Origin of the sequence: [Muricauda] lutisoli (nom. illeg.), assembly GCF_017313105.1 — a bacterium.
Taxonomy (GTDB): domain Bacteria; phylum Bacteroidota; class Bacteroidia; order Flavobacteriales; family Flavobacteriaceae; genus Flagellimonas; species Flagellimonas lutisoli.
The window spans coordinates 549,859-563,508 of the sequence record NZ_JAFLND010000001.1; the positions used below are offsets into that span (position 1 = coordinate 549,859).

Genomic DNA, 13,650 nt, shown 5'->3' on the forward strand with positions numbered 1-13,650 from the left:
GCCCCATAAATGAGTCCAACTAATTTGGACGCATTGCCTACAAGCTTTGAAAACTTTTTTCATGTTCGGGCTTTTGGGGATAAGAAAGTCTACCCAAAAAGCCGTCTTAAGATTAAGACACCGGATACAAGGGCTGACTTTCGAAGAACTACACCATTTTAACCGTGATTTTTCACGGACTCCTTACTTTGTACCGTATACCGTATTCGAATTTCGTATCTGAGAACCATCAGTTCTACAGACCTCTTTTTAGCTATCTATAATTATAACATTACGAAATTTAAATGAAAACGAAATACATCGATTTAATCGAGCAGACTTATGATTTTCCCCAAGAGGAATTTGAGTTAAAGAACAATACGCTTCATTTCCACGGGATAGACCTTAACGATTTGGTGCAACGCTATGGTACACCCTTAAAGTTCACCTATTTGCCCAAAATATCGGACAACATACAAAGAGCGAAAGGTTGGTTCAACTCAGCTATTAAAAAACACAAATATGCTGGGAAGTACCACTATTGCTACTGCACCAAAAGCTCTCATTTTGAGCATGTACTGAACGAGGCGTTGAAAAACGATATCCACATCGAAACTTCTTCTGCTTTCGATATCAATATTGTGGAGCATTTAAAGAAGGCGGGCAAAATAACAAAGGACACCTATGTGATCTGCAATGGTTTTAAGCGGGATCAATACATTCAAAACATTGCCGGACTGATCAATGGAGGTCATCGCAACTGTATCCCCATTATTGATAATTATGAGGAAATCAACTTGTTGGGCGAAGCCATTGAGGGTAAATTCCAGATCGGAATCCGAATAGCCTCTGAAGAAGAGCCCAAATTTGAGTTTTATACTTCTAGATTGGGTATCGGGTACAAAAACATTGTTCCGTTCTACAACCAGTCCATAAAACCGAACACTCAAGTACAATTGAAGATGCTTCATTTCTTCATTAATACTGGAATTAGGGATACTGCCTACTACTGGAACGAGCTTTTGAAGTGTTTAAAAGTATACATCGCCCTAAAAAAAGTATGCCCAACCTTGGACAGCCTTAACATTGGAGGTGGTTTCCCCATCAAAAACTCACTGGCCTTTGAATATGATTATGAGTACATGGTGGACGAAATTATCCATCAAATAGGTCAGGCATGCGAGGAAGCTGGGGTGGAGGTGCCCAATATCTTCACGGAGTTCGGAAGCTTCACAGTAGGTGAAAGCGGTGGAAACATTTACGAAGTACTTTATCAAAAACAACAGAACGATCGCGAAAAGTGGAACATGATCAACTCATCTTTCATAACCACAATGCCAGATTCTTGGGCCATTAGTAAGCGATTCATCATGTTGGCCATCAACCGTTGGAACGATGAGTACGAACGTGTGCTTTTGGGTGGTCTAACATGTGATAGCGACGATTATTACAATTCGGAGCAGCACATGAACGCCATTTATTTGCCCAAATATAAAAAGGACAAACCCCTGTACATCGGGTTCTTTAACACGGGTGCTTACCAAGAAACCATTGGTGGATTCGGTGGATTACAGCATTGTTTGATTCCCAACCCCCAACATATCCTTATTGATAAGGATGAGGAAGGGAACCTGAACACTCGAGTGTTTGCAGAGCAGCAAACAGCAGGAGAGTTTCTCTCCATACTTGGTTACGGTAACAAAAAATCTGCTGATGTTATGGTAGAAGCCGATGATTTACCAGTGCCTAGCAATAATTGAAAAAGGAAGTATTGAAAAAAATGAAAACAGAAAGAACATATGCCGGTATTCCAAAGGAATACGGCTCGCCCGAAAAGGCAAAAGTAGTATTGTTGCCAGTTCCTTACGATGGCACCAGTACTTGGGGAAAAGGAGCGGATAAAGGTCCGGATGCCTTTTTGGAAGCCTCTGAAAACATGGAGGTATACGATATCGAAACCGATAGCGAAGTTTACAAGCAGGGAGTTTATCTGGCCGATACCCTAGATGGTTTTGAAACACCCGATGCCATGGTAGAAGCGGTACACACGACAGTGAAAGAGTATATTAACCGCAACAAACTTGTGACCATGGTAGGTGGGGAGCATTCCATTTCCATAGGAGCAATCAGAGCCTTTAACGAATGTTTTGAAGATCTCACCGTACTTCAGATTGATGCACATGCCGATTTGCGCAAAGAATACGAAGGCACAAAATATAACCACGCCTGTGCATTGTACGAAGCCAACGAGACAACCAATTTGGTACAAGTCGGTATTAGAAGCATGGATTACAGCGAAACATTGGTGATGGACAAAGATCAAGTGTTTTTTGCCCACGAGATGATTTCCGATGATTTTTGGATGGATTCCGCCCTGGATTTGATGACGGACAACGTTTACATCACTTTTGACCTGGATGCTTTTGACCCCTCTATCTTGCCATCAACGGGAACACCGGAGCCAGGGGGACTTCTTTGGTACGAAACCCTTGATTTTTTGCGCAGGGTTTTTAGAGAAAAGAATGTGGTCGGGTTCGATATTGTGGAGCTATGTCCGAACGATATCGACAGGTCCTCCGATTTCTTGGCAGCAAAGCTTTACTATAAAATGTTGAGCTATAAATTTTCGAACAATCACGAATTTATGGAAGAAGGTTTTGACGATGATGTCGACGACTTTAAAAGATCCAAAAACAACTTAGATGATTACGATGAGTAACAAAGGAGAAATATCACAATTTATACAAAAATACTTTTTGCACTTTAACTCCGCAGCTCTTGTGGATGCCGCTAAAGGTTATGAGGACCAACTGAACAAAGGTTCCAAAATGTTGGTTTCCTTGGCTGGAGCGATGAGCACGGCCGAGCTTGGAAAAATTTTCGCTGAAATCATCCGTACCGATAAGGTCCATATTGTGTCCTGCACGGGAGCCAACTTGGAAGAGGATTTGATGAATCTGGTGGCGCACTCACACTATAAGCGTGTACCCAACTACAGGGATTTGACCCCACAAGAAGAATGGGACCTGTTGGAAAATGGCCTCAACCGTGTTACCGATACCTGTATTCCCGAAGAGGAAGCTTTTAGGAGGTTGCAAAAACACATTTACGACATTTGGAAAGAAGCAGACGAAAAAGGAGAACGCTATTTTCCGCATGAGTTTATGTACAAGTTGTTGCTCTCCGGAGTGTTGGAGCAGTACTACGAAATTGACATCAAGGATTCGTGGATGTACGCTGCTGCAAAGAAAAACTTGCCTATTGTGGTTCCTGGTTGGGAAGATAGCACCATGGGAAATATTTTTGCCAGCTACGTGATCAAAGGCGAATTAAAGGCCAGCACGGTAAAATCTGGTATTGAATACATGACCTTTTTGGCTGATTGGTATGCTAAAAACTCTGAAAATGGTATCGGATTCTTCCAGATCGGAGGAGGTATTGCCGGGGATTTCCCTATCTGCGTGGTACCCATGTTGTATCAGGATTTGGAGCAGACCGACACCCCGTTTTGGAGCTACTTCTGTCAAATCAGCGATTCCACCACAAGTTATGGTTCCTATTCGGGAGCAGTTCCCAATGAGAAAATAACTTGGGGCAAATTGGATATCGACACACCAAAATTCATTGTAGAATCGGATGCTACCATTGTAGCACCTTTGATTTTCGCTTACTTATTAGACATGTAACCATGAGAAAGGGACAAACAACAGTTTTAAAAAGAGTGATCGTTGATTACAAAAAGTTGGATAATACCATGCTCAACCTTCTTGTGGAGAAGTTTCCAGATGGTTACGACGATGATGATATCGTAACCTACAGGAATGCTAGTAACGAAGTCGTGGAGTGTGTTGAGGTAAGGACCGAGGATACCGCTTATTTGGTTAAAGTGAGCAAACGTTTGGTCATGGCAATGGAAGATTTTGACGACTCGGATACCGACGAAAGCGAAAACTCAGATTTGGACACCGAGGAATTGGAAGGTTCCGAGGAAGAATAGATCCACCACCTAACCTATACTAATGGAATCAAAGGCAATGGCTCTTCACTTGGCAAAAAGTATTAATATACCTGCCTGTCGGAGAGCTTTGAACATGGAATTGATTTATGGCGATAGGGATGAACTTTTTTATTCCGATGCATCACGTTACCTTTATATCTTCAGATATGGTGTTGTATCCTTTTTTGGATACAGTGAGGCGGAGATATCGCAACTTTTGATGGAAATCAAGCCATTTTGTGAAGAATGGAGGCAGTCCGATATTACCGAGACCATGGAAATGGAATTGGTCTCCGACCACGAGAAGTCTGTTATAGATCAGGATAAGGTAATACTGTCTAAATCCAATGTGGAAGGTATAAGGCTGGCGTTGTTGCACTTATCGCAATCCGTGGCCTTGGACCATTTTGCGGGGCTATCGGAACAAGCAATGAAAGAGACCCGTCGGCACACTACCTATCTAGAGTTAAATGGAAGGTTGGACATAGGAGGGAAGAAGTTGAAAAAACACATTGCAAAAGTGTTGAACATTAACAACCAGATCTCTGAAAACCTCTATATTTTTGATTCTCACGAAGTGGTATGGGAAGATTTGGAACTCGACCGATTGGATAAAGGTCTAAAACAGATTTTTGATCTAAAGGAACGATACCGAAATATAAAGGAACAGGGCATTGTGATCAAGGAAAACCTAAGTCTGTTCATGAATATTATGGACCATAGGGAGAGCAGTAGGCTCGAATGGATCATTATTATTTTGATTTTGGTCGAGGTTGTTGACTTGTTCATTATGCGATTAATCAGTTAAATACATATAAGTTTTGAGCGATTTTAAAATATTGGGTAGCGAAGAATGGTGCCAATTTGATGATTTGAGAATTCCGGCCATCAAGGCCAGGGTGGATTCTGGAGCAAAAACATCATCTATTCAAGCCAGTAAGATTAAAATTTTTACAAAAGGATTGGAAGAGTGGGTACGTTTTGAGGTCAACCCCGTTCAAGACAATAGAAGTATATCAATTTTATGTCAGGCCAAATTGGTCGATGTACGACATGTAAAGAGTTCGCAAGGCATTTCGGAAGAACGTCCCGTAATCAAGGCCAATGTGAACATTTCGGGCAATATATTCGAAATAGAACTGACTCTTGCGAACAGGGATACCATGGAGTATCGCATGTTGTTGGGCCGTGAGGCTATTAATGGCAGGTATTTGGTGGACCCTTCACAAAGTTTTGTGCAAGGTGGCGATATTACAGATGAAGAATTACAGGAGAAGTATGAACCTTTTACCACTGAGAAAAAGGGTCTTAGAATAGGTCTTTTGGCGAGTAACCCCAACCTTTACAGTAACAAAAGGATAATTGAGGCTGGTGAAATGCGTGGACATAAGGTAGTGTTCCTTAATGTGGAGCACGTTTACATGAAACTCGACGCCGCTACGCCTGAAATCAGGTATCGTGGGGGAAATATGTTGGACAAGTTCGATGCCGTGATTCCAAGAATTAAGCCTGCGGTTACTTTTTATGGATGCGCGCTTTTGCGGCAGTTCGATACCTTGGGTGTGTATTGCTTAAACTCCGCCGATTCCATAGGTAGGTCACGTGACAAGCTTTTTGCCTCCCAACTATTCTCCAAAAACGATATTCATATACCCACAACAGGATTTGCCAAATCCCCAATGGATACCAAGGACCTTATCCGTATGGTAAGTGGCGCCCCATTGATCATTAAGTTGCTAGAGAGTACCCAGGGAAAAGGCGTAGTGTTGGCTGAGACCAATAAAGCCGCAGAGAGTGTGATCAACGCCTTTAAAAGTGTACAGACCAACATTTTGGTGCAAGAGTTCATTAAAGAAGCCAATGGTCACGATATCCGCTGTTTTGTGGTAAATGGTAAAGTAGTGGCCTCCATGCAAAGAACTGCCCAAAAAGGAGAGTTCAGGGCAAACATTCACCAAGGTGGAGCTGCAGCAAAAGTCAAGATAACCCCAGAAGAGCGAAAATTGGCCATTAAATCTGCCAAGGTTTTCAATTTGGATGTAGCAGGGGTCGATTTGATTCGTTCCAATAAGGGACCTTTATTGTTGGAGGTAAACTCTTCACCAGGACTTCAAGGTATTGAGAATACCACGGGAAAAGATATTGCCAATGTAATGATCGAGACCATCGAGAAAAAATTGAAATACAAGCAATAATCTTGAAGGTGTGTTTCAATTATTTGAAATTCAATTGGTTGTCTGTTTTTCAGAAATATTTTCCTACAGAGGGCTCCAAAATCACGAGTATAAATTTAAAATGGGCATCCGTTAACGGATAACGCCCATTTGTTAATTGTACCCTTTCCAAGTCAAGAGACCGTGTTATGTTTGTCTCAGTTAACGAAAAGCAATACAGCTTAGTTAAAACCTTAAATAGGATGGGGTGATTATAGGGTACTTTGTGTTCTTTACCTAATGTCTTATTATTACAAGGTTTACGTTGCTCCAAGGGGTTTTTGAGGTTGAGCCCCTTGGTTGTAACGGTTTTCAAAAATCAAATTTGTTCCCATAAATTTGACCTACTTTTCGGAAAAGAGCCGTTTTTTACGGCTCTTTTTTATTTGAGACTCCTTCAAAAACTATCCGAAGGTCAAGTCATTCACAATTGTTCACATCTTTTAAGAAAACCAGAAAAGTCTAAGGTGTAAGTTTTTGGACAAAAAACCTACTTTTGTAATATAACATTTCAGGAGAAGATTTATGTCAGAACAAGTGGAAAGAATCAAAACATTGATTATAGGATCAGGGCCAGCAGGATATACTGCGGCAATTTATGCCTCAAGGGCAGATTTAAAACCGGTTTTGTATACAGGAATGGAACCTGGTGGTCAGTTGACCACAACCACCGAAGTGGATAACTTTCCAGGGTATCCAGAAGGTATTGATGGGCCAGCCATGATGATGCAGTTGCAACAGCAAGCAGAAAGGTTCGGTACACAGGTTCGAATCGGTATGGTGACCGCCGTGGAATTAAGTGATGAAGTAGGCGGTATACACAAGATTACTGTAGACGATTCAATACAATTGGAAGCAGAAACCGTTATTATTTCCACAGGGGCTTCGGCCAAATATTTGAATATACCAAGTGAGCAGCGTTTAAGAGGTGGTGGTGTATCTGCCTGTGCTGTTTGTGATGGATTTTTCTACAAAGGCCAAGATGTGGCCATTGTTGGAGCAGGGGATACCGCTGCTGAAGAAGCATCTTACTTGGCGAATATTTGTACTAAGGTGACCATGTTGGTGCGTAAAGATTATATGCGTGCTTCCAAAGCCATGCAACATAGGGTAAACAGTATCGATAATATCGAAATCAGATACAATACCGAAGTGGATGAAGTACTAGGTGATCAAGTAGTGGAAGGTGTACGTGTTGTGAACAACGAAACTGGTGAAAAAGAAGAAATCCCAGTAACAGGATTGTTTATAGCCATTGGGCACAAACCCAATACAGATGTCTTTAAAGGACAATTGGACATGGATGAAACAGGTTATATTATCACCCAACCAAAATCCACTAAAACAAACAAACCTGGGGTTTTTGCCAGCGGAGATGCACAGGATAAGATATACAGACAAGCAGTTACCGCTGCTGGAACCGGTTGTATGGCCGCTTTGGATGCAGAACGCTATTTAGCCTCGGTGGAGAGCAAGGAGATGTTGGCATCATAGAAAAATTGATATTATATTACAAAAAAAGGCGCTGTATTCAGCGCCTTTTTTTGTGATTGTTAATCAATCAATCCGCTTGTAATTCTCTGAAAATGTTCTGTTCCCGTCTTCGTCAACCGTAATTTGACTGAACGAATCCTCGTTTAGAATCAGTTCAAAAGTAAAATTGCGCATTGTGTCCAAAGCTTTCATCATATCATCATCACCATATTCTATGACTTCCACTAACGAATTGTCCGTTACTTTGTAAGAGCCATAACCAAATCTTCCGTGGGGGTCATCTGGCACATATCGGGTCCACATAATTTTTTCTTTGGAATACATTTTAACCTGTCTGTAGCCATCCGATTTGTTAATGGTGTCTATTATATTTTCTCCATCATAATTGTAAAAACTTTGTAGTTCCCACGTTCCTACAATTGTTGGACTGTTTGGTTCGTGATTCTTAAAGCTCCCTACGATTAAGAAAACAAAGATGAGTGTGAAAAGTAAAACTGATTTTTTCATAATGCTCTACTTTTTAAATTATTAGAATATTTAAAAGGTATGAATAAAATTTAACAATATTAAATTTATAGCTTTCAAAATCACCTCTCTTTCAATTTTGATATTAAATTTCTAAAATATCCATAATCGTCTTTTGTTTGAAGAACAAAGATGGTGATGTGGCGAATACATTCTTGATGGAAGCTGTTTTAAACAAGCTTGTTTATACAGGAAATTAATTTTTGGACATCTTCTGTTTTATGGTAGGCACTTAAGACAATGCGACTAACTATAGGACCATTTTTATCAGGATAATTGAAATTGGTGAAAACAAACCCATGTTTTCTCAAGGCGGAAGCTAATGTATCATTTTGAAACTCAAAGGTGGGGTGACCATCCATATTATTGAAAAATGATGGTTTTTCCAGTTGGGACTTGAAGAGATGATAGTTGTTTTTCAGTAATTCCAATCGTTCGGAATACATATCGCTTGCCCCTAGAAGCGTTCCCATAAATGCAGGAGAGGTAGGGCTTGCCCCACCGTAAAAAGGTGTGGCTTCCAACATTTGGATATCCTCTTTGTTCCCAAAAACAGCTCCTGCTTGTACGCCCAATGCCTTGCCAAGAGAACAGCAGACCAACAATTTGACAGGTTCCAAATCCTTGAGCATGCTGTAACAACCACTCCCATTGGCACCTACAACGCCAATGCCATGTGAGTCATCTCCGATCAGGACAATCTTGTCCAACGGAAGTTCGCGGAGTCCATCAAAGTCTGGGAACTGTTTGCCGGAAAAGTCGATGGTATCAAATAGCACGACAGGTAGTCGATTTTTATCCAATTCCGCCGCTACATATTGATACAATTCATCCGAACTGGATGCAATTTTTACGCCATTGACCAGAAGCGCTATATGGGCGTGTGGTGCGGCAATAATGGGATGACCTAGTTCCAGTAGATGGTGCACCACCAATTGGGCGGCCAAGTAACCGCTGGACATGGTTAAACAGTCATCACTGCCTACCCAATGGGCCAAATGCCTTTCTGTTTCTCTATATATCTCCAGCGCAATATTCGATTTCCGGGAGGCACCGTAGTGCATTCCGTACTTGGTCACGTTTTTTAAGTACAATTCTTTGAAAGGCCCATAATTTTGCACTCCCAAATAGGAGGTTCCCCCAAAATACAAATGGGGTTTGCCATCAATTAAGATCTCTCTATCGGGTATGCTTTGTATCGGATAGGCCATTAGAGCAATTCTATTCCGCTGCCAGGCAATTTTGGGAATATGACTTTGCCATTGTCCAAAATCTCGACTCCCTTCGCAATATCCCCTTTTAAAAGCATGGCTCCGTCCATATCCACATAATCCAACTGGGGCAACAATTGTGCAATGGCAGAGATGCCCACGGTGGACTCTGTCATACAACCTACCATAAGCTGTAATCCCAACTCCCGTCCTTTTTTTATCATGCGTCGGGCAGGGGTAAGTCCCCCGCACTTGGTCAGTTTAATATTAATGCCGTGAAAATAAGGCCCACATTGTTCCACATCGCTTTCTATAATGCAACTTTCGTCTGCAATTACAGGAAGAACGGATTGCGCCTTTACCTTGGACATTCCTTCCCAGTCATCAGCTTTGAGAGGTTGTTCCAGGAATTCAACTCCCAAATCTTTCAGTAGCGGAGCATTTTTTATGGTTTCCTCTGCGGTCCATGCCGTGTTGGCATCAATCCTAAAAATACTATCGGTGTGCTTTCGCAATTCCCGAACAATGGCAACATCGTCAGGGGTTCCCAATTTGATCTTGTAAAGAGGCCAAGGTTTTTCCTGAAGCTTTGCGACCATTTTTTCGATGGTATCTATACCTATGGTATAGTTGGTCATCGGATATTTTTCGGTGGTAGTGCCCCAAAGCTCGTATAGTGGTTTTCCCTTAAGTTTACCATAGAGGTCGTTTGCGGCCAGGTCCAAGGCGCAAAGGGTGAATTTGTGAAGGTCAAGTGACTCTAAAAACCCATAGAAACTTTCTGGAGAGTCAAAATCATAATTTTCAATTTGATTTCTGACGCCTTCTATTTCGGCCATCATTCCCTCCAAGGTAATTTTATAATAAGGATTGGAGGTAGCCTCGCCATAACCGGTTTTTCCATCCAAAGAGAGACAAACGATCAAGGTATCCTGCTCATCTCGGGATTCTCTGGAAATGGTAAAAGTATGGGCTAATTGAAGCGTGTATTTTTTGAGCGCTATCTGCATAGTTAGTTAGGTATTGCGTCTTGCTAAGATAGGGCTTCGGATAAACATAATAAAGACAAAAGCCCACTGAAAAATCAGTAGGCCTTTGCATATTTAAAGGGAATTGGATTAATATTTACGAACGCTTCCCGAAACGGATTTTTTGGTTTCAACGCTGGCATCGCCGGTGTATTTGATATCCGCTCCGCTGCTAGCATCTGCGACCAAAGACTCCGAAACATTCACGGAGATATCGGCACCGCTGCTGGCGTCTGCGTTACATCTTTTTACTATAAGGTCCTGAGCTTTAATATCGGAGCCGCTACTGGCATCGGCAAATAGTGCATCTGCCTGTCCTGATACCTTGATATCGGCACCGCTACTGGCATCGGCGGAAACTTCGCTCGCCACAACCTCTACATGTAGGTCGGCACCACTACTGGCGTCCAGTTCAATGTTTTCGGCCTTAACCACGTTTTGTGCAATAAGGTCGGCACCACTGGAGCTTTCCAAAGCTGTGATCTCTGGTAAGGTCACGTAAACGTTTTTGGTAGCTCTTCCAATATTTTCAATGGCGTGTATTTTAAGTCTACCATCCTTAACATCCGTTCCAATTAGGTCAATAATGTTTTCGTCGGCCTCAACCGTAATGTTAAAGTCAGAGCCTTGAGTTACGAATACATCTATTCCTTCTGAAGCGGATACGATGTCAAAATCCTCTTTTACATCGCGGCTTTCTTCCACGACTTCGCCGTTACCGGTTTTTCCGTTGCCGAAGTTCATATTCATCATGCATGAGGATGCAAAGAGAGATAGGAGTGCGGTGATTGCTAATCTTGCTAGTGTTGTCATGATTGTTGTTTTATTATTGATTGATTTATGATGTCTACTGAAATTAATCAGTGTAAATGTCTGTTTTTATATATGTGTTTTAAATAATGATCTACTGAATTGACGAATTAGGGGGTTCAATTGTTACTTTTTTCTTTGGCTTTAACCTTTACCCCATCTTCGTTGATTTTCATTTCAAAAGAGTCTTGGTCGTCCTTGATGTCGATATCGATACCATCTTCATTGATGATGATCTTGCCATTACCATCGGATTCCTCATCATCATCTTCGGGGCAATCCAAGCATTTCAACTCTCCGTCATCCTTCATCAACCAGTACTGACCCGCCATACCGCTTCGGTAAAAACCTTGATCGTTGTCGATTCCCCTGCCAATGTATCTGGTAGTGGAGCTGTCAAAATAAACCGTCATGGATTCTGGTACATAAATGGTTATGGTCACCTCCTGGTTTCTGGCTTTGTTCGATGTTTCCGTGGTCAAATATTTGTCCAGTACAATTTCATTGCCATCAATGGTGTAAGCATATTCAATGTTCCTGGCGCGGTCACGAGCTGCCGGTGTTGAACTTCCATCCGCATCTTTTCTAATGTTGATGCTGATGGAGTCTGTATCCGACTTTCTTACTTTAACGTCGACTTCATCAGACATTAAAATACGGTTGTCGTTTTCGTCATAACCAAAGGTCATCCTACCAAAATGGATGTCGTCCCGATTATAATCCATTTCGCCATCCTTCATTGTAATGACCAAAGTATCAGAAGGCATTTCCATTGTTAATTCTGTTCTATCGTTAACGCTTCCGGTATAAGAGAATTCCGCTGCCTGGCGTATACCAAATACGATCAACAGTCCTACGGAAATCAACCAAAGGCCCAACAAGGAGAATTTGGCAATGTTTCCGATGGATTTAAGATTGTTCACCAATATCTTCAAACCTAAATAAAGCAGGAAGAAGAACGGAATACCCACGGCGAAGAACATTAAAATGGATACCACCCATACAGGCGCGCCCGAAGTGTTCACGATCTCGTAAAAATCTATACCGGGCACATGTACCGCATCGAACATACCCACGGTGAATAGACCGAAAAACAATCCTACCAAGGTAGATGCACCGATGATGATCAACAGAATGCCTATGAACTTACCGAATACCTTGAAAAGGAACAGGATAATGTCCCCAATGGTATCAAAAAAGGTCTTGGAGCCGCTTTTGACCTTGTCGCCCACTTTTTCGTAGTCAACATTTTTTACTTTGTCCGCAACATCATCAAACCCCTCTTTAACTTTGCGTTCTATATTGCTGATGTTGACGGGCTCTCCCCGCATATCCAATTTTTGGGAGGTTGTGGCGGCTTCGGGAACCAAGATCCAAAGTAGGATATAGGCAATAAAGCCAAAACCACTGGTAAATACGGCCAACAATATAAATATGAGCCTTATCCAAAGGGCATCGATGCCCAAATAATGTTCCAAACCGGCACAGACACCACCAATGTATTTGTGGTCGATGTCCCTATACAGCTTTTTTGCCCTGTTCGTAGAAGATTCGGCGTGGCTCTTTTTGGGTTCGTCCTCAAAAATATCCTCGTCCACCATGTAATCTTCGGGCTGCCCCATTACTTCGATTACTTGATCAACTTCTTTGTGGGTGATTACCTGTCTCTCGTTCTCCATTTTCTCCAAGAAGAGTTCGGCAATCCTTGCCTCGATATCGGCAATGATCTCGTCGCTTCCCTTGGTACCTGCAAACGACCGTCTAATGGACTCCAGGTACCGTCTCAGCTTGTTATACGCGTCATCGTCTATGTGGAAGAGCGTATTTGCTAGATTTATATTTACTGTCTTGTTCATTTTTTGATTCTATTTTGTGTTGGTTACCAGATTGACTGCATTTCTTAGTTCGTCCCAGGTGCCGTTGAGTTCGTTTAAAAACAATTGCCCCGTTTCTGTAAGAGCGTAATATTTTCGGGGCGGTCCCGATGTGGATTCTTCCCAACGGTAGTTGAGCAATCCAGCATTTTTAAGCCTTGTGAGCAAAGGGTATATGGTACCTTCCACTACTAACATCTTTGCGTCCTTTAAGGCTCCCAGAATTTCTGAGGCATACTTGTCGTCATCCTTTAGGATGGACAGGATGCAATACTCTAGAACCCCCTTGCGCATCTGTGCTTTTGTGTTTTCTATGTTCATAATTTCATGGTTCTATTAAATTAACTGTTCGTTTTTGTTCTTCCAAACTTTGTTTGGTGACGCTTCCACTCCATTCCCCTGAATTGGGCAGGGGAGTGGAAACGGTTCTTTGATTGATGATTGTTTGATGTTTTTCGTTTTTTGATTGATGGTTAAACTCCTTTTTCTTTGATTGATGATGAATATTGCGGAGGTGAT

General features: G+C 41.9%; 13 protein-coding genes. 7 read left to right on the plus strand and 6 right to left on the minus strand.

Going from position 1 to position 13,650, the window contains the following annotated elements:
- Positions 1 to 284: 284 nt before the first annotated feature.
- From J0X13_RS02625 to trxB, 7 genes are all read left to right on the plus strand, one after another.
- On the plus strand, positions 285 to 1,739 hold the full coding sequence (locus J0X13_RS02625) for an arginine decarboxylase (protein WP_207069915.1): 1,455 nt from the start codon (positions 285 to 287) through the stop codon (positions 1,737 to 1,739).
- Between the two features lie 20 nt (positions 1,740 to 1,759).
- Positions 1,760 to 2,698, plus strand: a complete 939-nt coding sequence (gene speB, locus J0X13_RS02630) for an agmatinase (protein WP_207069916.1) — start codon at positions 1,760 to 1,762, stop codon at positions 2,696 to 2,698.
- Positions 2,691 to 3,665 (plus strand): deoxyhypusine synthase family protein, encoded by a 975-nt coding sequence (locus tag J0X13_RS02635; RefSeq protein WP_207028015.1) that lies wholly within the window; start codon positions 2,691 to 2,693, stop codon positions 3,663 to 3,665. The genes speB and J0X13_RS02635 overlap by 8 nt, the downstream gene beginning before the upstream one ends.
- Positions 3,666 to 3,667: 2 nt before the next feature.
- Positions 3,668 to 3,976, plus strand: a complete 309-nt coding sequence (locus J0X13_RS02640; RefSeq protein WP_207069917.1) for a hypothetical protein — start codon at positions 3,668 to 3,670, stop codon at positions 3,974 to 3,976.
- Between the two features lie 22 nt (positions 3,977 to 3,998).
- Entirely contained in the window at positions 3,999 to 4,784 is a 786-nt protein-coding gene (locus J0X13_RS02645; RefSeq protein ID WP_207069918.1) for an RMD1 family protein, read from the plus strand.
- Positions 4,785 to 4,797: 13 nt separating this feature from the next.
- A complete protein-coding gene (rimK, locus tag J0X13_RS02650) occupies positions 4,798 to 6,171 on the plus strand; it encodes a 30S ribosomal protein S6--L-glutamate ligase (protein WP_207069919.1) in 1,374 nt (457 codons plus the stop codon).
- 543 nt (positions 6,172 to 6,714) lie between these two features.
- The gene (trxB, locus tag J0X13_RS02655; protein ID WP_207069920.1) at positions 6,715 to 7,683 is read left to right on the plus strand and encodes a thioredoxin-disulfide reductase; all 969 of its coding nucleotides are present in this window, start codon (positions 6,715 to 6,717) and stop codon (positions 7,681 to 7,683) included.
- Between the two features lie 63 nt (positions 7,684 to 7,746).
- Here the strand turns inward: trxB and J0X13_RS02660 are convergent, their stop codons facing one another.
- From J0X13_RS02660 to J0X13_RS02685, 6 genes are all read right to left on the minus strand, one after another.
- Positions 7,747 to 8,190 carry a hypothetical protein gene (locus J0X13_RS02660; RefSeq protein WP_207069921.1) on the minus strand — a complete coding sequence of 148 codons (444 nt, stop codon included), beginning with the start codon at positions 8,188 to 8,190 and terminating at the stop codon, positions 7,747 to 7,749.
- 188 nt (positions 8,191 to 8,378) lie between these two features.
- A complete protein-coding gene (locus tag J0X13_RS02665) occupies positions 8,379 to 9,419 on the minus strand; it encodes a PLP-dependent aminotransferase family protein (RefSeq protein ID WP_207069922.1) in 1,041 nt (346 codons plus the stop codon).
- Positions 9,419 to 10,429 carry a dipeptide epimerase gene (locus tag J0X13_RS02670; RefSeq protein WP_207069923.1) on the minus strand — a complete coding sequence of 337 codons (1,011 nt, stop codon included), beginning with the start codon at positions 10,427 to 10,429 and terminating at the stop codon, positions 9,419 to 9,421. Before J0X13_RS02670 ends, J0X13_RS02665 begins: the two co-directional genes overlap by 1 nt.
- 108 nt (positions 10,430 to 10,537) lie before the next feature.
- Complete coding sequence (locus tag J0X13_RS02675; RefSeq protein WP_207069924.1) at positions 10,538 to 11,260, minus strand: head GIN domain-containing protein; 723 nt, start codon at positions 11,258 to 11,260, stop codon at positions 10,538 to 10,540.
- Positions 11,261 to 11,376: 116 nt separating this feature from the next.
- Positions 11,377 to 13,113 (minus strand): PspC domain-containing protein, encoded by a 1,737-nt coding sequence (locus J0X13_RS02680; protein ID WP_207069925.1) that lies wholly within the window; start codon positions 13,111 to 13,113, stop codon positions 11,377 to 11,379.
- A 9-nt stretch (positions 13,114 to 13,122) separates the two neighbouring features.
- Entirely contained in the window at positions 13,123 to 13,452 is a 330-nt protein-coding gene (locus J0X13_RS02685) for a PadR family transcriptional regulator (RefSeq protein WP_014031488.1), read from the minus strand.
- Positions 13,453 to 13,650 lie beyond the last annotated feature (198 nt).